At 57.4% G+C, this 20,984-nt stretch carries 24 protein-coding genes; 3 read left to right on the forward strand and 21 right to left on the reverse strand.

The annotated features are described in order from the left end of the window. Window positions 1-858: 858 nt before the first annotated feature. The 14 genes from AX760_RS11010 to AX760_RS26725 are packed head-to-tail and all read right to left on the reverse strand — an operon-like array spanning window position 859 to window position 15,904. A complete protein-coding gene (locus AX760_RS11010) occupies window positions 859-3,363 on the reverse strand; it encodes an FAD-dependent oxidoreductase (RefSeq protein ID WP_071832932.1) in 2,505 nt (834 codons plus the stop codon). 1 nt (window position 3,364) lies between these two features. Further along, window positions 3,365-3,697: a hypothetical protein gene (locus AX760_RS11015; protein ID WP_071832933.1), complete on the reverse strand. Its 333-nt coding sequence runs from the start codon at window positions 3,695-3,697 to the stop codon at window positions 3,365-3,367. Continuing rightward, a complete protein-coding gene (locus AX760_RS11020; protein WP_071832934.1) occupies window positions 3,675-4,130 on the reverse strand; it encodes a hypothetical protein in 456 nt (151 codons plus the stop codon). The genes AX760_RS11015 and AX760_RS11020 overlap by 23 nt, the downstream gene beginning before the upstream one ends. Further along, window positions 4,130-4,432, reverse strand: a complete 303-nt coding sequence (locus AX760_RS11025) for a Pam3-gp28 family putative phage holin (protein WP_071832935.1) — start codon at window positions 4,430-4,432, stop codon at window positions 4,130-4,132. The genes AX760_RS11020 and AX760_RS11025 overlap by 1 nt, the downstream gene beginning before the upstream one ends. 32 nt (window positions 4,433-4,464) lie before the next feature. Next, entirely contained in the window at window positions 4,465-5,190 is a 726-nt protein-coding gene (locus AX760_RS11030) for a M15 family metallopeptidase (RefSeq protein ID WP_071832936.1), read from the reverse strand. Window positions 5,191-5,216: 26 nt separating this feature from the next. After that, the gene (locus tag AX760_RS11035; protein ID WP_071832937.1) at window positions 5,217-5,546 is read right to left on the reverse strand and encodes a hypothetical protein; all 330 of its coding nucleotides are present in this window, start codon (window positions 5,544-5,546) and stop codon (window positions 5,217-5,219) included. Next, window positions 5,539-5,874 (reverse strand): hypothetical protein, encoded by a 336-nt coding sequence (locus tag AX760_RS11040; protein WP_071832938.1) that lies wholly within the window; start codon window positions 5,872-5,874, stop codon window positions 5,539-5,541. The genes AX760_RS11035 and AX760_RS11040 overlap by 8 nt, the downstream gene beginning before the upstream one ends. Window position 5,875: 1 nt before the next feature. Next, a complete protein-coding gene (locus AX760_RS11045) occupies window positions 5,876-6,967 on the reverse strand; it encodes a gp53-like domain-containing protein (RefSeq protein ID WP_071832939.1) in 1,092 nt (363 codons plus the stop codon). Continuing rightward, window positions 6,967-7,191 carry a hypothetical protein gene (locus AX760_RS11050; protein ID WP_071832940.1) on the reverse strand — a complete coding sequence of 75 codons (225 nt, stop codon included), beginning with the start codon at window positions 7,189-7,191 and terminating at the stop codon, window positions 6,967-6,969. Before AX760_RS11050 ends, AX760_RS11045 begins: the two co-directional genes overlap by 1 nt. A gap of 12 nt (window positions 7,192-7,203) precedes the next feature. Further along, window positions 7,204-11,838, reverse strand: coding sequence for a phage tail protein (locus AX760_RS11055; protein WP_071832941.1), 4,635 nt, complete (start codon window positions 11,836-11,838; stop codon window positions 7,204-7,206). A gap of 28 nt (window positions 11,839-11,866) precedes the next feature. Further along, complete coding sequence (locus AX760_RS11060) at window positions 11,867-12,304, reverse strand: GNAT family N-acetyltransferase (protein WP_083531154.1); 438 nt, start codon at window positions 12,302-12,304, stop codon at window positions 11,867-11,869. Continuing rightward, complete coding sequence (locus tag AX760_RS11065) at window positions 12,301-12,930, reverse strand: hypothetical protein (protein ID WP_071832942.1); 630 nt, start codon at window positions 12,928-12,930, stop codon at window positions 12,301-12,303. Before AX760_RS11065 ends, AX760_RS11060 begins: the two co-directional genes overlap by 4 nt. Window positions 12,931-12,943: 13 nt before the next feature. Continuing rightward, window positions 12,944-13,585, reverse strand: a complete 642-nt coding sequence (locus AX760_RS11070; RefSeq protein WP_071832943.1) for a hypothetical protein — start codon at window positions 13,583-13,585, stop codon at window positions 12,944-12,946. After that, complete coding sequence (locus tag AX760_RS26725) at window positions 13,586-15,904, reverse strand: phage tail length tape measure family protein (protein ID WP_071832944.1); 2,319 nt, start codon at window positions 15,902-15,904, stop codon at window positions 13,586-13,588. 60 nt (window positions 15,905-15,964) lie between these two features. Here AX760_RS26725 and AX760_RS11080 point away from each other — a divergent pair, with 60 nt between their 5' ends. Next, a complete protein-coding gene (locus AX760_RS11080; protein ID WP_071832945.1) occupies window positions 15,965-16,357 on the forward strand; it encodes a hypothetical protein in 393 nt (130 codons plus the stop codon). Further along, a complete protein-coding gene (locus AX760_RS11085; RefSeq protein WP_071832946.1) occupies window positions 16,354-16,710 on the forward strand; it encodes a hypothetical protein in 357 nt (118 codons plus the stop codon). The genes AX760_RS11080 and AX760_RS11085 overlap by 4 nt, the downstream gene beginning before the upstream one ends. A 99-nt stretch (window positions 16,711-16,809) precedes the next feature. Here the strand turns inward: AX760_RS11085 and AX760_RS11090 are convergent, their stop codons facing one another. The 3 genes from AX760_RS11090 to AX760_RS27175 form a co-directional block, all read right to left on the reverse strand. Beyond that, window positions 16,810-17,589 carry a phage regulatory protein/antirepressor Ant gene (locus AX760_RS11090; RefSeq protein WP_071832947.1) on the reverse strand — a complete coding sequence of 260 codons (780 nt, stop codon included), beginning with the start codon at window positions 17,587-17,589 and terminating at the stop codon, window positions 16,810-16,812. A gap of 130 nt (window positions 17,590-17,719) precedes the next feature. Continuing rightward, on the reverse strand, window positions 17,720-18,073 hold the full coding sequence (locus AX760_RS11095; protein WP_071832948.1) for a hypothetical protein: 354 nt from the start codon (window positions 18,071-18,073) through the stop codon (window positions 17,720-17,722). Then, on the reverse strand, window positions 18,073-18,219 hold the full coding sequence (locus tag AX760_RS27175; protein WP_175552047.1) for a hypothetical protein: 147 nt from the start codon (window positions 18,217-18,219) through the stop codon (window positions 18,073-18,075). Before AX760_RS27175 ends, AX760_RS11095 begins: the two co-directional genes overlap by 1 nt. A gap of 362 nt (window positions 18,220-18,581) precedes the next feature. Here AX760_RS27175 and AX760_RS11100 point away from each other — a divergent pair, with 362 nt between their 5' ends. Continuing rightward, entirely contained in the window at window positions 18,582-19,022 is a 441-nt protein-coding gene (locus AX760_RS11100; RefSeq protein ID WP_071832949.1) for a hypothetical protein, read from the forward strand. A 230-nt stretch (window positions 19,023-19,252) separates the two neighbouring features. Here the strand turns inward: AX760_RS11100 and AX760_RS11105 are convergent, their stop codons facing one another. The 4 genes from AX760_RS11105 to AX760_RS11120 form a co-directional block, all read right to left on the reverse strand. After that, window positions 19,253-19,447 carry a hypothetical protein gene (locus AX760_RS11105; RefSeq protein ID WP_245294990.1) on the reverse strand — a complete coding sequence of 65 codons (195 nt, stop codon included), beginning with the start codon at window positions 19,445-19,447 and terminating at the stop codon, window positions 19,253-19,255. A gap of 137 nt (window positions 19,448-19,584) precedes the next feature. After that, window positions 19,585-19,986, reverse strand: coding sequence for a hypothetical protein (locus AX760_RS11110; protein WP_071832951.1), 402 nt, complete (start codon window positions 19,984-19,986; stop codon window positions 19,585-19,587). A 10-nt stretch (window positions 19,987-19,996) separates the two neighbouring features. Next, complete coding sequence (locus AX760_RS11115; RefSeq protein ID WP_071832952.1) at window positions 19,997-20,479, reverse strand: hypothetical protein; 483 nt, start codon at window positions 20,477-20,479, stop codon at window positions 19,997-19,999. A gap of 3 nt (window positions 20,480-20,482) precedes the next feature. After that, the gene (locus tag AX760_RS11120) at window positions 20,483-20,908 is read right to left on the reverse strand and encodes a phage tail terminator-like protein (RefSeq protein ID WP_071832953.1); all 426 of its coding nucleotides are present in this window, start codon (window positions 20,906-20,908) and stop codon (window positions 20,483-20,485) included. Window positions 20,909-20,984: the final 76 nt, after the last annotated feature.

Consider the following 20,984-nt stretch of genomic DNA (forward strand, 5'->3'; position numbering starts at 1 on the left):
GATCACGTCGGCGGGGCGCTTTTGCCCCTTTGGTCCTTTAGGCATGTGGTATCCTGCTATTGCTTTGCGCTAAGCATAACATGGGAACCGGGTCGTGTGATGTCAATTTTCAGACTGATGCACTACCAAACGCCGGTCGGCCGGATCCGCTTCGAATCTCATGGCCCGAAGAAGAACACGTGGATGTGGTCAGGTCATGGGGGAAAGGTCCGCGAACGGCCCCCCCCTCCCGCAAGGTGGGCGATGGCAACGTTGCCGATTGTAGCGTGACGCGGCTTTCCGGATTTTTGACACACATTTCCGGATTTTTTGTTTTTCCAGTCGCCTGTCAGAAGTCGCACGCTTTTAAGTGGATGTTGGTGCCTCACCGAGGCCGGATGATAACTTCCTTCACTTTCTTAGACTGACCACGGCCAGCCACCGAATAAGTGCAATCGACCTCTTCAATCTGGAAATTTGAGAATGTCTCGAAGACTCCTCGAACGGAGTTCAAAGACAGAATGTAGGAGCCTTTTAGCGTCCATGTTTTGTTAATCCGAATCAGTCACACCTTTGATTGCCCGTTAGGGCTCGGGTGTGACGGTCATCTCTATTCGCTGTCGACGGGCACGTCCCCAAACTAAGCCCCGTCTCCGGAGCGGGCAACCGCTCCGGGCACCTGGTGTTGCCCCAAATCATGTCTACTGAATGTGGGCGCCTTGAGGGTTCACGGCCATATAACCGCCCCCACATGGTCAGGGCGATGGGCAAAAGAAAACCCGCCAGGGTGCGCATCGTTGAGAGGCGTGGCGGGTGTTGTTGAAACCTTTATATTCGGTACCGGTTTTGCCGTCATTGCTGTATCGGTTTCGGCGAACTTTAATTCATCTGCGGCAGATAAGGCGCAGTTTCGTTCGCAAGCGTTGCAGTCGCAAGAATGCGTGTTCTCAGCGTTGCATAATCCACGTCCTGCACATCAATTCCTTGCTCATCCGCAATCATCAATGCGCAAGCCAGGGACTGTGCCGCCTGCATAGCCGAGAATTCCATTCGAGTCGATCCGAACGCAACGTGATTTGCCGAGATTCCGAACGACACTACAACCCGTTTGCTTTGCGTGCGCATCGGAATGCAAGCCTCATATGGGATTGGGGTTGTCTTATCAACGCCGCCAGCAGAGACAACGAAGTTGCCTTCGCCACGGACTTCCCAGGTGCCTGCATTGTCAAAGGCGTAGCGATAGAGCCAGTGACTATCGAGCGAGTAGACCGCGACACCGATAATATTTGTCGAGCGTGGTGTTGTCCCATCGCCTGAATTCATATCTGAGCCGACCATTTGGTAATCGGTGACTAGACGTGCAGGCTCGCGGACGTAGGTCCGATGCATCCAGTTTGGTTTCTGGCCGGAAGCCCAATCCGGGTCGCAATAGTGATTTGCCACCAGACCAAACGTCAGGGCCAGTGTGCGAACCGTCGCCGGGATGCGCGCGTCCGGCTCGTATTGCAGCCAATAGAACAGGCCGAGGATATAGTTCTTGATCTGATTGCGGATCGCCAGTTTGGCCGCACGCGACCCGACGACATAGTTTTTCGAGGCGTCACCGAGGAAGTCTGTCGATTGCCCGGCGATTTCATTGTTGTTGCAGTCGAAGATGAAGCCGTGGGTCGTGCTCATGATGGCATCATATTTCAACAGCTTGGCGAGCGTGATTGTCGGGTCAATCGCAAACTGCCGCCCGATCATCTCGTAATTCAGCGCGCTATAGCCAGCCGGCGGTGTCGCCGGGAATGGCACCCTGATTGACGGATCGTTGGTGAGGGTCACGCGCTCGTTGAATGCCTGCACCCCATCATCTGCGCCGCCTTCAGGCGTTGTGATGGCCGATGCCAAGCCGTGAACACCGGGCAGCAGGCCAGAAGCTGGTGTGCCGGGCGTGATGAACGGATCCACCTGGATGGTGGTCCCGGCGTTGTTCTTGAAGTTATTCACCAGCAAGCGGCGGCCGTTGTAGCTGTCATTGCCACTGCCTGCGGCTTCTCGACCAGCAAAGGTGGAAATGCCGAGTGCCCGGATCAGCGTGTTTTCGTCCGTGCATTCCATGGCGTATTTGCAGCGGAAGGAACGGCCATCCTCTGTATTGATCGTGATGCCGGTCGCATCTTCGCTGGCCGTCTTGACGCCGTCAGACCAGAACACAGGGATATTTCGACCATTGGTCCGTGCGGGATCGCACATTGTCCGCATTACGCGCTCAAAGGTCTGTGGCTGAAAGGTGGTAACCGATGTGCCTTTGCCTTCAATGACCTGGCACTGGCGAAGCACCCAACGGGACAGACCTTGGATAGACGTAATCGCATCGATGTCCGCGAAGCCAAGACCGCCCGACGACATGCCGCCAAGGCGACGGTCGAAAGCATCACCGACGATCGCAACGGACTTGCCTTGCCGCGACAACTCATAAGCCGCGACGAAACCGAATGCCGACGCGCCCCAAATGACATAGTTATAGGCCGATACCGACGCAGGCTGGACTCCCGGAAGGTAGTCGTCAAGATCGCCATAGGCCATCTTTTGATGCAGCCGCTCGATTGCCGCGTCCAACACGACGCGCTGGGCATCAGTCAAGGCGCGGGAGATGAACCATGCACTATGCACGTTGGTGGATGCGACAAAGTTGCCGTTCTGGTTTTGGCCGAATGCAACAATTAACTGACGTTCGAGGGTCGCCGCCGCGTTGGTGATCGTGGCCTTTTTCACAGACCCTTTGTAAGCCTCGAACTCTGTCGCGTTCTTGCGGCAGACCGAATGCAGGCCGATGCCATTCCAGTCTGTCGTCGCCCCGATCGTCGTTGCAATCGCGCCGCCGCATCGCGCTGCCATGGTGTTGGCGGTGCTGTTGCGGCCTGAGATCGTAATCCCGTTTGTGGACCCGCGTGCGCCAAAATCGACAGATGCGTTTGCTGTGCCAGGGCCAGTCATATAGACGCCAGCCTCGTAATCATTGACAGGCAAGTCATCAAGATAATACGCAGTGCGAACTGTGCCGGATGCTGCCGCCTGGATGTCTGTTGATGACAGCCCACCGACCAACGCGCAGGGCTTTGAAACGTCTTTCCAGTTCGCCAGCCGCCCGTTCGCATCAGCCATATATTTCCCGAAACCGATGATGCGCGGCCAGACCGGATCGCCATCGGGGAAGTTTTTGACTGTCCGGAAAAACTCGTCCATCGTCTTTTTACGGCGCGATGAAGGGACAGACGAAAATGTTGCCGCAACCGCGTCCGTCTCTGCCTGATAGGCGAAACTCGGCAGCACGGCCCCCCCACCAGCCTGGGAGGCGATGGCAACGTTGCCGATGGATAGACTCAGATCAATTCTCATATCAGTGCCCTTTCCGGATCATTTCTTTCTTGAGGTCATCGACCTCTTCGCACAGGCGATCGATCGATCTGCCGAGCGACTCCGTCCCGCGTTCAAAGGACTTGCGCCCATTGATAGATTCCATGGTTTGGGCCTCGATCGCTGCCGTTGCTCTATTGAGCGCAGACGGATCAACGATCACCGCGGCGACTTGGGCAGTCGATGCGGCAGAGACGGGGAGTGATTTCTGCCCGCTGGAAAAGCCGCCCCTTGTCACGAAGTAGAGAATTCCAATGCTTATGCCGAAAGCGATGATGGCGAGTGGTGGCAGATCACTGATTTCCTGAAACTGCATAATTCTCTCCGGCGTCATGCGCTGCACGGTAGGCATTGAGAAGCTCGACGAGCGCAAGCATCGGATAAATCGCTATCCATGTGCTGATGACACCGGATGACGCAAAACAGTAGTTGATGCCGCCGAAGACGAGGAAGCCGACGCCGGCAGAGAAGACACGAATCCATGGCGTGACGTTCTTCTTTGCGCCATTGATGACGAGCCCGATAATTCGCAGAAGCCCGACACAGACCATCAGCCAGCCAAGGGTGTCTTCGCTGAAATAAGACCGGAAGAATGCAAAGGACGGTTGATCGAACACCGGTTCAGGGAGAAGAAGCGACGCACCCCATCCCGTCATAATTGTTGCCCATATCCATTCAGTCATTCGCGGCCCGAACCGATGCTGAATGCGGATCCACATTCCCGGGCCGGTGTAGCTGGCCGATTCCATCACGAATTTTTCGCTGAAACGACGATGTTCGGGCTATCACCAGGGGTAACGATCACGACATCCGCCTTTGCCGGGAGCTGCTTGTCGATCGCCTTGGCGGCATCGAGCGCCTTTTCGGATGGCCGCTTGACCAGGGCATAGGCGACAGTTCCCAGCGAAACGAGGGCACCGACGATGACGTCGAGATTTTGCGTCAGGACAGCGGTCTGATCGCTTGACGTCCAGCCACGTGTTGCAAGAGCAGCGGCCATCCACACAAGCGCATAGCGCAGGATGAGGGGCAGATAGTTGGTGATTTTCATGGTAGTATCCTTTCAGGTTATGGGATAAATTTTCAAAGTCGAGCAGCCTGGACGTGCATCCAGTCGAAGTCACGGGCCTTGCCCAACGAAAGCCAGCCCTCGCCTTCCCAGACCACCCAGAAATGCACCGCATCAGGATGGGAGAGACGAGCCTGCGGCTTGTGCACATGCAGTCCGTTGCGGAGGGGATCGAAGTCGATGGCGATGCCCCAGCTATGCATGGAATAGCTGTTGCCGCCGCGCATCTTGCGCACGTTCAGAGATCCTCCGAACTGGTCTATGCCGAGGCTAGCCCGTTCCTTTGCATTGTAGATCTGTGCCACCCGCTGCAGAACGCGCTCGGCTGATGCCGCCACCTTGCGATGCAACGTCATCTTGCGCAGCCGGGTCGAAGGCGACCAGGCAAGGAACATGTCGAAGGGAACCTCAATCTGCACCTGGTTCTGACCAACTGGCCCATAGACAGCGAGACATTCAGACTGGCGCGGCCAGATCGTTTTCGATGCCTGGAATGCTTCCTTGACGGGCACGATGTCCCGGTTAGGGATCTCGGTCATGATTTTCGGCGAAACCGCGCTGGCTGATGCCCGCAGCGCCGCCACCACCTTCGGGTCGGCAATCCCGTCGATCGTCAACCCATGCGCTTTCTCGAACGCCTTGAGCGCCGCGATCGTCACAGGACCGACATCGCCGTCGATCATGCCAACTGCATAGCCGTGCGCCGTCAGTCGGCTTTGTAGCCACTGTTCAAAATTCATGGTGAATGTTCCTGTTTAAGGGACGCTTAAGGCCAGACGAGTTCCGGCAGTTCGCCGATCAGCTCGTCGATACCAGGCTGGATGCGCGCGCCGCTCTGCACATTTTCAAGCTCGGCATTCGCATAGGTCCAGACCGCCGATCGCCAGACGAACAGCGCTTCCGCCTCGGCCGCAAATTGCGGGTTCGGGTCATCGCGATAGCTGACAGCCGTCTGGATACCGTCATACTGACGCTGTTGCGCCGTCGCATCGAGATGCATCTGGATTGCTGCAGTATGCGTTGCAATGAGACTGGCATATGCCGCTGCCTGCTTTCCCTCGGCTGTCACCAGCCGCGTAAGATCGATATTATTCATCGCCGTCATCCTCCTGCGATTGCTCTGATGTCGGCAGATCAAACGGGATTGCCAGCACACCATCCGGCGGCATCGAGAGATCTGCCGGGTTGGCGACATCTGCCGACGGGTCCGGGCCGTGCGGCAGGATCATCGTGAGATGCAGGATACCTTCGATCCGCTGGACATTGCCGGTGATAAATTCACAGTCTACGGCCGACGCCGGCAGCGTTGCACCTTCCGGAATGACCGAAAAGTCGAAAGCCGTGCCATTGATGGTGAGCACTTCACCCGCCTTTTCGATGATCAGGGCATCGTTGCGGCGCTGCGGTGAAAATGAGATATTCATCTTAGAACCACCTTCCGATGACAGTCCAGTTGCAGCCGGTTAAAGTTGTGCTTACCCGATAGGTAAACACGTCCATTCCGGTATTTGTCAGTGAACCAAAGGAAACACCAAGTACGGCAGTTCCGATAGCGCTCGTGTTCGCCGTCACCTGAGCGGACTTGATCGCGCTTGTAAAAGACGCAGGAAATGTGACCGATCCTGATGTTGGCGTATTGGCAACGGGCGTAATTGTGATGCTGCCCCAGCAAATTTGGGTGCCATCTGCAAACCGGACATACTCACCATTGGCATTGCTACCGCGTTCAACGATGGCACCCGTAGCAACGCCGGAACTCTGCGCGACCGTTCCAACCATTTGAGGATTGATCTTGAACCAGGCATTCGGCCAGGATGTGCCACCGCTTGCGCCGGTGAACCTCATCCAAACATCGCCATTGTTGCGGTAGTAGACTTGCACATAGTGGTTCGAAAAGCTGCGTGCGTAGACGACCAACATCCCGGTATAGGCCGAGCCACTTGCACCGGCGTAGCCGTTGGACCAGGTTCCCGTTATTGAGTAAACGCCACCGACATTGATGCCGTCGAAGTTGCCATCTGTCATTCCTACTTCGGCATTTACCGGTTGCGGCGCAGGTCCACCAAAGACAGGGCCAAGCTTCGCTAGCAAAGCCGCCATGTCAGCCGTGTTGACGATGTCGCGCCCCTTGAGCTTGAAATCCGCAAGTGCGGACGCGCCCGCTCCGGTGTAATAGGGCACCTTGTTGGCAGCGCTTGTCAGTGCTGCAATGGAGGCGACATTGCCGTTTCCAAGCATGTCGATCAGTTCACGGGCCGCAGCCAGGATGCGGGTCGCATCCGGGGTAAAGCGTACCTCGTATGTGTCTGTGGCCCTGGTGGTTCCCGGCCAGCCATACGCCAGCGTCAGTGACGTGTTGCTGTTCACACTGGCAATCCGCACGGCAAGACCGGCCGCCCAGAACAGGTCACCAGCCTGCAGACCCGAGGTTAGCCAACTGGTGCCCTGCCCTGTAACTGACGTACCGACATTTGCGATCGATGCCGTACCCGTATTGTATGTGGTTGCGATTGGCATCAGACATCACCCCCCTGCCATTCCACGCCATCTCCGCCAGCATCGGCTTCACAGATATTCGCGTGTTTCGAAATGCGCTCGACTTCTTCTGCCGGACGTTCGCGCTCAATTTCGGACTCGTAGAGAGCCTGCGCCAGGATCAGGTTCCTGTTGCGCAGGTAGGCGATCTCCTGCGAGAGTTCGCCTACGTGAACCGTGGCGTGAATGGATATCGTGGTGGACATGGGTTTTCCTTTTTACCGGCGCCAGTAGAGAAATTTCACATCGATATCGACCGAGACCGAGCCAAAGCCGGAACGCTCGATAACGAGTTTGTAGTTGTTGGTTCCTGCATTGGTGGCAGAATGGATGCGAAAGGCATCGAGCGTGCCGCTTGTGTTGCCGGAGCCGTAGCTCCTGAAAAACGAGTAGGCCGTTGAACCGGTCGTGGTGTTGACGACGCTGACCTCGAAAGTTCCGGAAAAGGAGGAACCTGCCGAAATGCTGTAGCTTCCTGTGATCGAGATCATGGCCGGACTGCCGCTCATCATTGAGGTCAGTGCGACAGTGTCTTCGGGATCACCGAGGCTGTTTCCAGACATCGAAGCTGTCGCAGTCACGGCGTTTGGTGTGATGTTGCTGGTCCCGACCCGCAGGTCGTCGATATAGACAATGCCAGACGCAATACGGAACGGCACCTTCAGCGACGATCCGTCCTTGAAGGCAAATTGATCCGCCTCGACGACAAACAGTGTAGGAACAGCAGTGCCCGACGGCACATCGACGTAAAATCCCGCCGCACGATAGCTTCCCGACGTGCCATAGCGGACGCGACCACCTATCCGGGCATAGCCTGATGGACCCGCCACCACTTCCATCTTGAAGCGCGCATCCGCAGAGTTTCCGTCAACAGTGGCTTGTATCTCCGTGATCGCGCTGGCAGATGCTGTAATGCGCGTGTCCGTCACATCCGACCAGGCAGACCCCGTCCACCGGAATGGTTTGTTGCCATCGTCGCTGTCATACCAAATGTCATTGGTACGCAGCGGAAAGGCTGTCGACCCTGTCGGTGCTGTCGTCTGCCGGAAGACCTTGTTTTTCGAGTCAGCGAGCACAATGACGCTGTCGACCCGTGTATCGAGGGCTGTAAAAGCCGTCGCCCGTCCGCCGCTAGGCGCATCTTCGTCCCAGTCTAGTTCCGCCTTGATTGATGTGATCGCGCTGGCATTTGAGGTAATGCGCGTGTCCGTCACATCCGACCAGGCAGACCCAGTCCAGCGATATGTCTTGTTGCCATCGTCGCTGTCGATCCAGAGATCATTGGTACGCAGCGGCACGGCTGTTGTGCCGGCAGGTGCACTTGTCTGGCGATAGACCTTGCTCTTGGCGTCAGCGAGATTATAGGACAGCGTCACGCTCGCCTGCAGGTCCGTGAGGGCCACGGCGCGAGCGCCCTGGGCATTGCCATCGACCCAGCCGAGATCCGCCTTGACCCGCGTGATCGCTTCGGCCTGCGCCGCCGTCAGGCCCTCATTGACGACAGCGCGACTTTCCAGAGATGAGAGAGCAGATGCCGTGGCAAGATTAGGAATGACAGCCTGCACCACGCTGACGGCCCGCGAAACAACATCGAGGCTGCGCTCTGTCAATTCGATGCGCGTCGTCAGGACCTGGGACGCATCAGCCGTGACCTTCAGCCCCTGCATCTTGCCGAGCAGATTGGCAAAGTCCTGATCGACGGCCTCAAGCGCGATCGGAAGCAGGGCGTTTCGCACCGCCGTTACGGATTGCCCTTGCGCAACGACACCGCCACCGCCGATCGCTGCAACCTCTGCCGACAGAACAGCGAGAGCCGTCGTGCTGGCCTTGCCGTCCAGCTCGGCATCCACCGAAGTGACAGCCGTCGAAAGCGCGGTGACCGTGCCTTCCAGCACAGTGACATCGGAGGCGAGCGCGCTGACACCGCCGGCAATCGCCGTCAGCCCCGTTTCCGGATCATTAATCGACGCTTCGATCGCCACGATATCCGCAACATTGGCACTGTCGGCCGTGATCCGCGCCGATTGCTCGGCGGCCAGTTCCGCGCGCGATGCACCCGGCGACGGGCTGCCAATGGCAATCCAGTCGATCGTGAAGTAGTCCGTGGCGGTCTGCGCTGCCGAAAGATCGATCCGGATGCGGTCGATCGTGCCCGTCCAGTCAACGTTGAAGGTCAGCAGCGCAATGCTGTTGGCATCATAACTCGGCTCGGCAATCGTTACCTGTCGCGAAACATCCCATGTCGGATCGGCAGCTAAATACCACCAGAGCTGACCATCCCATGTCGGGGACCCGTACTTCCGGATACGCGCACGCACCTGCCGGTAGGTGTTGGCAGCGATGGCAAGCGCCGGCGGCGAAATGACATAGGGGTCAATCGCCGCATTGGCCGGGCGCAAGAAACCGCCCGAAACCGTAGGTACTCCATTTCCGCTCCAGCTTTCGACAGAAGCATCAAAGTTCCACAGCTTGAACGGATCGAACTGATTGTCGGTTCCAACCGTAATCAGCGCAATCTGCTGTGCAAGAGCCTCATCGCCATCAACGCGCGCCGTGTCTACCAGTGTGATATCTGCGCGCACGCCGTCGACCTCAGCCGCAAACGTCGTCAGCCGCTCCGAAATCGCCGCCGTTTTGCTGACAGCAACCGTTATTCGCTCATCAAAAAGCGCGATTGATTCCTCAAGACGGACAGTAACGACGCGGCGCAACTCCTCACGGGCCGTATAGCCGGCATAGTCCGCATTCGCCACATAGTCCCTGATGGCATCGATTTCATTGAGCAGCGCCCGATAGCGCTGCGCCGTCTCGATTGCACCGTCTACACGCTCTGTCTGTTCCGCCTCAATGGCATCCGCATTGGCTTCGATGTCGAGAATTGCCTGCGTGAAATCCAAAAACAGATCGGCATCAATCCAGTCTTTCAAGACGTCAAGCCTGTCGATGATCTCCTGTTTCAGGTCATCGATCGCAATTCGCACATCCGGTGTCGTGACATCAAGCCACGCCGACCATTCTGTCTTGCGGTTGGAATAAGGCACTTCCTGACCGCGCGCCTGATAATTGGTCGCCGGTAGGAACGTGCCGTTCAAAATCCATTCGTATGGCGGCGCATAAGGGATCGACGTGCTGTCAAACACCAGGGCGCCACTCGAAACCAGGCGCACCTGCACCCAGACATTCTTGACATCATCAACCGCGTCGGCGGCAAGAACCTTGATGGAAGGCCGACGGTCGATGCCTGCCGCATCCTTCAACGTCGCAGGTTCGACCTGCCAGCCGTCGACGACGGTTGCATCAGGATAGACACGGTCCAGCGGCTGATAGACCGGCGGCTTGTAGTCAGTGAATTGATTCCATGCGTAGTCGGCTGGGTCGACCTCTGTAATGTCGAGCATGACATCGAGGTTGGACCTGTCCGCCACTCCGTCCACGCGGAAAAGCTTTGTCTCGAAACCGTTGCGGGTCGATGTCTCTTCGACGATGTCGCCGGGCTCCAGCACCTGGGCACTCGGACCGAGAACAATCGTCTGCCGCCGAGCGCGCCGGGCCTCCGCCAACGCTTCCTTCATGATCCGCTGGACTTGCGAAGACCGATAGACTGCATTCATCGGCACATCGCTCATCAGGCGCCGGCCACCATCCTGAACCTCGAAGTTGGCGTTGAAAAGCGGTGGCGCCGTCTTGGTATTCCAGCCCTCTTTCGGCTCCGGGTAACTGGCCGATATACCATTGACCGTTTCCGACAGGCCGAAGAACGGGACATAGGACTGATCTTCCGTCGACAGGACATCGCCATCGGAAAACGAAAAAACCGCCGCCTCCGGATCGCCGACGCGCAGTTTGTAGGTTCCCCCGGTTTCGGACAGCTTGCCATTACAGCCCGTAAGCAGGGTTTCGATGCTGGTCCCGAACTCGGTATCGACAGGGATCTCGACCCCGGTCAAATAGCGCGGCTCATCCCCGTCAGGCCCACCGATCGCCGCACGGCACTTGTTGATCTGGGCAATCCAGTGCGATGCCGGAAGCCGCCCGGCCGGAAGGTTCTGGAGACCGTAAAGCCAGGAGCCACTATACCGAATGCCGCGCAGGATGTTGTAGATCTGCACCGCCGGCAGGTGATCGCCGTCGCCGCCCCATGTCGAAGGTGTCGCCCAACGCTGCGAGCCCGAACCGCCAACCGATGTATCTTTCGATGGGTCGTAGAGCTTCGACCCGGTCACCTCGAAACGGAATGCTGGAAACCCTGAAAACAGCTCTGGATTCACCCGAGCCGTCATCACGACATACGGCAAGCCTTTACCGATGCGGGTGGCGCCGTAGGGCCGGATCGGATGACTGGAAAACTTATTGACCAGATAGGCGTCGGCGGCAGTCTGCGACCCGTCGTAGAATTTTACCCAAAGATAGTCTGTCCCGTTGATCGCATATTCGACGACCGGGAAGCCCACCCCGTTGGGATTCTCGTTTTCCCAGTCGATTTCGCACGGCTCACCATTCACAAGAATGCCGTCAAGCGAACGAATAGGTGCATCGGCCAGTTGAATGACCTGCACGAGATACGCATTCGGTGTCTTGCCGCCGTTGCCCCAGGTGTTGACATAGGCAAGCGACCCAGATGTCGCACGACGACCAAGGATGATCGATCGTGCTACATCTCCGCCCGCCTGAATCGTACCCCGTACGCCGCCGGCCTGAGACTGCGCATCCCCTCGCCCGGACAGCGCCTGCGCCGCCAGAGAAATACCGATGCCAACGGCTGCATTGAGCGCGATCGCACTGACTGTCGTGAAAAAGCTGGCAGACGCCAGGCCAAGGGCCGACGCCACACCAATAGATGTGAAAAGTGCCATTGATGTACCTTGATTGCAGCGCCGTGCGCTAAGCCGTCAGTGGCTTGATGAAATGCCGTTCGGCCGCCTGGTAGCCGTGCCGTTGATACAGCAGAGAGGTGGCAGGATCAGATCCGAGGCCCACCATGTGCGAAAACACGCAGGCGCGCCCACGCGCCCACTGCTCATAATGCCCCAGCATTGCCGCTGCACCGCCCCTGTGCATGGGATCCACCCACCACATCAGTTCTGTGGCGATCTTCACCGGTGCCAGCTGGTGCGGCGCGGCCACGGCAGCAAGCACACCCTCTGGCCGGCCATCGGGCGCATAGACCAGTGTCAGCCTGTCCGGATCGCTTATGCCTGCATCGAACAGCATCGAGACCATCGGCCCCGAAAAGGGAAAGGGCGATTGCGCCTCGGCATGAAACTCCTTTGCCATCGCGAGCACGCGCGCCTTGTCCGAGGCAATGGCCGGCCGGATCACGATGCTTTCTCCGATGCCTGCCCCCAGAAAGTCTCCCAATCGCCAACTACAGTCGCGTCGACAAGGAAATCATCGGTCGCAGACCGCAGGATCTGGCTGTCATGCGATCGGGTATCCGGATTGCTTCGCGTCAGTTCCTGCGTATGAGACACACACCGCAGCGTGATACCGCCCTCACCGCCTTCCGCCGGCGTCACGATCGGCGCGCCATCGATGAAACCGACGAACCGGGGCAGCTCCGGAGCCAACGGCAACCGCGTGTCCGGGTCGAACATCAGCCTATAGACTTCGACCACGGCCTGACGGAGGTCATAACCCCGGACAACGGACGCGACAGCCTCGTCGATCTGCGAAAGCCTGATATCTACGCTTTGGACGGAAAGGTTGGAAACAAGCGAGATATCGCCTATCTCCACCAGCGTGCCGGCGCCCTCGAAATCACGGCTATCGGGCAAACCCGTGTCCGGATCAACGATGGTGGCGGTGACGTCGCCCACATCCGACCAGAAACCATACTGGAACGGCAGGCCCGTATCGAACGTCCGCGCCTTGATCCAGAGAAAGTCGCGAGCGACCAGTGTGCGGGCGTTCAGCGCGTCGATCGTGTCGATTGAATAGGTCTTCATTCGCTATCCTGAACTACGCGGGAGGGCACTGGACGGCCTGGAAACTGATGACCGTTCGGCGCGTATCCACCTGCTGCTTTGATATCGTATCCGCCATGATCATCATTGAGGTTCTGGCGTGCTTCAGGCGGACCGCGAGCCCAGGTTCAGTGCCTGGGAATAAATGCGGCCGCACTTCGAATGAAGGCGAGATGCCGGCCCCGTCTGCGGTGACGGTTTCCATGGCTTGATGCAAAGATCTCCACCCTGGGACAGCAAACGAGAGATAGTCGCCACGCGAAATCTTGAACCCGGAATCAAGTCCGGACAAGGCAAGGGATTTGTTGTTGATGCCAATGCTTGAAATGACAGCGTCGTCCGTGAACGCCCCGTCCAGATGAGCGATTGGATAAGGCGCGCGCAAATCGGTCGCGTAGAACGCGTGGACGCCGCCGTCCAACGATTCCAGTACGGCCTCAAAACTGAGTGCCTCAGCAGGATAGAGCGGGCGTGTGGTGGCCGACATGCCGAACAGCGGCGTTCCAAGGTCCTTGACCAGCGTGACGCCCCGGGCCTGCCGGGACGTCTCCTGCCGATATGTTAGCTTGAACTGCCATCCATCTGGCGAGATGATGCCGCTCTGAAGCACGTCGCTTCTCGGGAAGGTGATTGCCATTTAAATCCCCTTCACGCGGCTATTCCGGGCATCGCGGACGGTGCTCACCACCTTCGCCTTGAAGTCAGCCTGGTCGCGCTGCATCTGCGCCTTCAGGCTTTCAATGTCCTTGCCGTAACCCTGCACGTTGTAGACAGGGGCATAGGAGACATTGACCGGCGCGGCATTCGAGTTAGCAGCGCCGCGGTTGCTGTTACTGGCCTTTAGCTTGTGACTCGGAATTACTTCCTCTCCACCCTTGAAGCGCACCAGTTCCGGTCCCTTTTCGCCAACCCAAGCCACGCCGGAGCGGGCCGCCGGGGTTCCGGACGCGTAGCCGCGCAAACCCGCCCATGGATCAGACGCCCCGCCGCCGCCGCCGAACAGGCCAAGAATTCCACTCAGGATGCCACCACCAGATCCGGCGCCAGCGCTGTTCACCTCAAAGAGCGCGTCAACGACGTCGTTCAGCAATTTGTCCGAAATCTTGTCGAGAACGCCAAGCGCTGCGTTGCCGAAGGATTCCCAAACACCTTCGCCATTCTTGAGGCCAGACTTGAAGTCGTCTAGGAACCCCCTGGTAGCATCCTTGGCGAATTCAAAGGCATCCCGTGCTTTCTTGGTCGCCGCCTCTACGGATGCCATGACTTGAGCGAGCCCCGAGAGATTGCCCTTCTGGCCTTCGGTCAGAACCAAGCCTCGCTGCTGCGCTTGGTTGAGCAGGTCTGTCTCGTATCGGAGTGCGGCTGAAGCTTCCTCCGAAAGGCCGATCGCGCTGCGCTCAGCATTCAGCGCAGCGATGCGGCGTTCCGCGCCATCAACTATGTCGCTGTATTTCTCTGTTTCTGACTTGCCGTCGGACTCGCCGCCGGATTTGCCCTTTTTGGTTTTGGCATCAACATCAGTGAGACCTTTAGCCAGGTCTTTCAGCTTTTCCGAAGCAGCGGACGCACCCTTGGCTATTACATCCATCACACCACCTACGTAGTCTGTACCTTGAGCCGCCTTCATGGCGGCTGCAGCTTTTTCTACCACTGCAGCGCCACTCCCCTTGTAGGGATTTGGTACGTCCCCGAAGTCGAACTCGCCGATCTTCGGGACGCTGATGCTATCCCCAAGACCAAAAGGCAGCTTCTTCATTGATGCATTGATCTTGGCAATCAGGGAGTCGATCTTGCTGACAACCTTATTGACCATCAATTCTGTGCCGTTGACGACGGCTGATGCGGTTGAATAGACGAAATCCCCGAGGGCAGCAGGCAGTGCCGACCACGTTGCCTTTATCGCGTTGAACGCCCCCACAAAGACGCCGATGATGAAATTCGCTGCGTCCTTGGCATCGGCCACGATGTCGCGGCCGAATATCTGCGCAAGCTCGTCGCGGAAGATGTTTGCGGCCGCTACGATTGCAACGATGCCTGCAATGATGGCCAGAACCGGAAAGGCAATCAGCATTGCAGCGCCTGCCGTGACTGCAGCGACCGCGAGGCGGCCCAGAAGAGCGATAACCGAGATGATCCCCCCGATGATGGCCGGAGCGTACAATAGCGCCAAGGCCACTGCCGCTCCGATGGCATATGGCGCGATCATTTCCAGACTATCTGCGAGCATTGACAAGACGGACGACGCAAGTTTTGCCCAACCCACCATTTGAAGGCCGGCAGCGACGATCGCGATTATAGCTATAACCGCGAGGCTTACTGGGGAGATCACCGACATGAATGATGTGCCGAGGCTTTTCAGGGCGCCTGCGGCACCCATTGGGCCAAGCACAGCGGAAATCTGTGTCCCTTGCTGAAGCGCAATCTGAAGCGGGCTCATGCCCATCGCCGCCGTCACGCCGATATCTTGAAACTGTGCAGCCAGATTCGCCGTGTTTGCCGCGGCGGCACCATTTGCTTTGCCAATGCCTACGGCGGTCTGAGCCAGTCGCTTGTTTGCCGCCGCTGCACGATCAGCAGCCGAAGCGGCGTTGTCATTCGCCGCAGCAGACTTCCCTGCAGCGGCGGCGGCTGCAGATGCAGCGGCGACCGTGTCGCGTTCTGCCCTAGCTAGTGAAAGAAGGGAGGATGTTCGCAACTTCTCAGCTTGAGCCGCAGCGATCACCTCCTTCGACGCTGTGCCGGATGCTCTTGCCGCCGCGAGAACTGCAGATGCACGGGAGTTTTCTGCACGGGCAGCGGCTACTGCTGCGCTTGCCGCCCCTTTTGCGGCGTTTGTTAAGCCGTTGCTTGCCGCTTCCGCGCGCGCGGCCGCACCGGAAAGCTTATCCAAACCATCGGTGCTTTCCTTCACCCCTTTGTTGGTGACCTGAATTCCGAGCTGGGCGACGTCTGACATGATCTTTACCTTTGCATATCGCGCGCTGTATGGTCCGATTTTTCAATCGGAGGATGATACATGCATTGGTTGGCGATTTTGGTATCACTGACTGCTGGCACTGCTGCAGCCAGCGACTGTGGCACTCAAAATGATAAGCTCATTACGGTGATGGACTGGTCTGCTAAAGAAGATGATTACAGCAGTGTGCAGGTTTCGATCGACTATCAAAACAATGGCGACAAGCTGATCCAGATGCTGAAGGCGACAGCTGTGTTCTCTGACCCATTCGGAGAAAACATCGCCAATCTCGCATTAGACCCTGATGTCGTTGTCCCGCCGAAGGCCATTCACAAGGAGCGAGGCAGTTGGAGTGCTGCACGGCTTCCAAAGGTCCGCAAGCAAGACGTAACGGCCATCATTTGTGTCTCGGCCGTTCTTTATGAAGACGGCTCCAAAGAGGAATTCAAATGAGGTACATCGCAGCGTTGACAGTCTATCTGGCGCTCGCGTTGCCAGCTCATACTCAACAAATCCAAGTTCCCCCTGATAAACAAGAGGCCTTGCAAAAGGTAGTCATGGGGTTGGCGTTGGCGGATGGCTGTAACAAAAGGCTCGACAGGCCTGAGATATTCAAAGATGCGACAGCTGTATTCCTGAAATTTGCACAGAGCATTGAATTGCCAGAGGCCGAAGAGCGGACTGTGACCATCGCCAAGACGTTGGCAGATCGCCCCCAGGAAAAGGAAACATCCAACTTTTCACTATTTAACGAAGAGCTCTGTGGTGATTTAGCCGCCGGGTTAAAATCAGAACTTTCCAAATAGCGCCCGCTCGCTAACTCAGCGAAAAGGCGGCTCGAAAGCCGCCTCTGATTGTTTGGAAGGTGTTCGTGTCATGCGAACACCTTTTGGTCGTTGCGGAGATCAAACCGTTCGCATCGCGGGTTTGATAAGCTGGGCGAGCTTTGTCAGCCCCCTTGCCGTCACCCTCACCTGTTCTGTGACCTTCTCGGAACCATCAGCGCGAAGAACCGTCGTCACCTTGTGTTCGAGCAGCCCTGCCGTCGTCTTGGATGAATAGCCGAGATCGTGCGCAGCGCCGACACGCTTGTAAATCCAGCCATTCTGCCGAAGCCAGCCGAACAGATCGGAGGGTCGCATTTGCAGCGCCTTGGCGGCATCGGTGATGCAGAAGCTTCCTTCTGCCTGCGACAGCCGGTGAAGCGCTTCCTGCGAAGGCAGAAGCTCCTTGACCTGGCGTTCCAAGTCCTGCGCCTTCTCGCTGTAGGTCAGGAGAAGGCCGCGAAGCGCACCAGGGTCGTTGAGGTCGATTGTCGGGCCGCTGTTGGCGATCCGGCGAAGCTCCGCTTCCATCGCGTTGAACGCTTCGATATAGCGCAGCTTCCATTTCAGGGCCTTGCCGCCGGTGAAGCCCATGGCGAGAATTGTAAAGCCGTCACGGTCCATGTCGTATGATTTGTATCTCTGGCCGTTCTGAGCATCAACATATGGGGTCTCTCCAAAATTGGAGACACCCATGCTTGGCTCGTTCTTGATTAGGTTTTCGATGTCGCGGGTTACGTGGGCGTGCTGCTTGCCAAAAAATGCCGCGATGTCGCGGCTATTCGCAAACGCTTCGCCGTCTTTTGCGGCTACGATCGGGTTGCGTTCGGCGTCGATTTGTACCATTCCGTTTTGTGTCATTGCCAATTTCCTTCATTGGTTGGCAGTGGAACTAGCCATCTTCAGACGATGGCCGGTGGTCGTGACAGCGGGGCCGCTTGCGAGGCTTCAACCCCGCCGTCACGGATCAAGCGACCGAAGCCGCCAGATTTCAGGAGTTCTGCTCGAAATAGGCGAGAGCAGCCGCAAACATCGCGCCGCCAAACCCGTCAATATACAGATGCTCGTCCCGCATCAGCCGAAGGGCCACTATCGCGCCCTCCTGCGTCATTGCCGGCTGATCCCAATTTTCGAGGATTTCCATCGGTGCGCCGTAGGTACGTGCGATGACGTTTTCTTCGTCTTGTTCCATCTCGTCTTCAGGAACGGCACAGAAGGCAACGCAGCCGTCCTTGTAAGCCTGAATGGCCGATATGATCGGGTCGTAAGCAGTTGCAGCGCCCATGACAGCAGGAGCGCCAACGGTGAAGGCGACAGCGCTGCGAAGAATGTCACGTCTTTGCATCACGCGGCCTCCCCGCCAACAAGCACCGGAGAGCGCGGAACCATCAGTTCCGGCGCAGAGCCATTGTCACGTTCGGCGCGGATGAAAGCGTCACGAACCACAGGGTTTCGAATGAGCGCAGAAAGGGGTATACGGCGGTCAGCCATGTCAATCTCCCAAAAGATTGGTTTCGGTTAGGGCCGGGTTTGAGGTTGCACCCTCTTGTCCGGCCCGAATATTTATGGCACCATAAAACCATGATGTCAATTGATGATACCAAAAAACCGAAAAAAGGGCGACCTTCAGTCGATACAGAGGCCGTAAATCTTCGCTTGTCTCGTGACACGCTAGATCAGATCGACTACTTCCGGCGGAGTGAGGATGACCTGCCTACCCGGCCGGAAGCCATCCGCCGGCTGCTCGCTCGCGCTTTGAACGATGCGATTTCCGTCCGCATCAAGTCTAAAGACTGACTCGACTCCCGGTTGTCGGCATGCTTTCCTCCCGCTGCCAAGCCAAGGAGGGGAAGATGGGGCAGCCAGTCCAAATCAAGTTCATCGACAATGACCATATTGAAACCGATGACTGGATAAACGGTCATCCTTGCATCAAGGTCGGCGTGTTCTATACGCCGAAGCCTGCACTTGGAATTGACTATTCTACGACGCCAGCGTGGGCCTTAATAGACACCGGGGCAGACCACGTTTACATCGAACAAGAATATTTGGACAATCATCAGGCCCCTATGGGGCGTCCAGTCCATACCAACAGAGAAATGGACGCATCACATATTCACCGCGCCTGCGTAATGGTGGACCAAACCGGAGAGGTATTCGATTTTCAGACTGTTATCGGCCGTCGACTAACTTCATCAGGACAACCATTCCGAGTTGTCTTAGGCCGATCATTTCTCTCTATTTTCCGCTTTGACTTTGATCCTCGCGAGAAAAGAGCTTTGCTTCACCGTTGATGTAAGTGGCCGTCACGGTAGGACATGAAGAATACGATCCCATCAGCCTGGCGTTGATCCGAGTTACGGCCGACGCTTTCTGTACGATGGTCGCGAAGGAAATCGCTTGCGGCGACATTTGGCTGACTGACGGTGCGCTCAGTCTAAACGTAGGCCCATCTGGACAAGTTTTGTTGTGCATTGACCACTCCATATGAAAAGGGTCTCCCGCAATGGGAGCCTCTGCTTGTCTAGTGCTCAGCCTCGCGCGCGGCGATCGCTTCACTTTCCTTATCGATCTCAGCACAGTAGCGCGAACTCATTGCCTTGAGGATGCGCACCTCTTCCCGCCGAACGACGTTGCCCGTGATCGCAACCCAAGCCGCGAGTTCGTGATTTGAGATCGGCGCCGGCCCTGAAAAGCCCGCCGCCGCCGTCTCGCGCAACTCCCAGAACCAATCCCAAAGGAAATGACCATTCTCCGGAACGTCGATATCCGGACTGTCGATATCGAAACTCTCGTTCCGTTCCCTCCGGGTCTCGCCATCCTTGTCTTTGACGCAGTCGTATCGAGCGGACAGCCCTAGGGCTTCGCAGAGCCCTTCCCCAAGCTCTTGGTAAAATTTGCGCGATCCTCCGAAGCGGCGGCTACCTGGTCGTAGATCCAGCCGGCTTCCTCTACGACCTCTCGCGCCATTTCAAAAGTCAGTTCCGGCTTGGCACCTTTCCAGTCGTGATCGCCCCAATCCCACGACGCGATCGATGCTGCCGCCTTGTCGAGATATTCGTCTTCGACCTTGGCCGTGGTCAGCTTCTTTTTCCGGCTGGCGAGGAACTTGTCGCTGTGTTGCCGGACGACCTTCTTGACCTCGTTGCTCTCATTCGAGCGGATCATAAAGGTGATGCCCACCAGTTCGTCGGTATCCGGGCCGGTGAGCTTGAGGGTAAAAAGGTCTTCGGAGTTGACGAGCTTCGAAATGTCCATTTGTTTCTCCTTACACCGCGACCGGGTTCACGCGGATCGGCAGTTGGTTGAAACCCACAGTGAAACGTTCGAGTTCGAAATCATCAGAGCCGCCGCCGGGATAGAGAGGGCCGGAGACAACGCCACGGCTATAGAAGATGGTGTTGGTGAAGCCGGAGCCGCCGTCATTGCGCTCGATCTTGATCGCCAAGTTGTCCTGGTTGAGCGGATCGCCGAAGGTGCGCAGGATGACCTGTCCCGCGTCGGTAGCGACGGAAGCCACTTCAATCTGCGGGTCACCGGCGTTGGCCGTGCCCTTCTGCTTCTGGGTCACAGCCTCGTCGAGTGTGTTATACGAATTCATGGTGCTGTCGGCACCAAAGTCGCCAACGTTCCCCACCTTGCCCACCTGAACCCAGGTCAATGCTGCATAGGTGCCGCTGATGAGATCACTGTTCTGAGCAGTGGCGCATACATACACCTTGGTGCCCTTCTTCGTTGCTTTGTTCGCCATGGATTAGGTCTCCTGTTCAAAGGCGTGATAGGGAATGCTTACCGGGATCATCATCCGGTCATCATCTTGGATAGGGCTCGATGCCCACGGCTCGCTGCTGATCGTGATCCTCACGCCGGAAGCGAATATCGTTTGGTTGTTGAAGCGATCTATAATCGCGCCGGCCACATCAAGCGCCGCCTCGATGCCGGAGCCTTTCGGCCACATCACCGCAACTTGCATCAGACCAATCTTCTGTTGAGGGTCGTCGCCCATCGTGACCTGCCTGGTTTTGTTCGGCAGAAAGTCGAGCTTCAGATACTTGGCAGGCTTTTGCGTGCCAGCGGCAGGGAATGTTATGTTCGGGCTGGCGATCGGCAGAACATCGCCCATCGTCCTGAGCCGCGCCGACAAGGCGGCAAAGATTATTGCGTCCGTGGTCGTCGCCATGTACCGATCACCTATGAGAGAAAAGCAGCCCCTATCGGACCGCGAAGTTCATGAGCGCCTACATGAGGCGTGGCTG

The organism is Pararhizobium antarcticum (assembly GCF_001885585.1).
Classification (GTDB): domain Bacteria; phylum Pseudomonadota; class Alphaproteobacteria; order Rhizobiales; family Rhizobiaceae; genus Pararhizobium; species Pararhizobium antarcticum.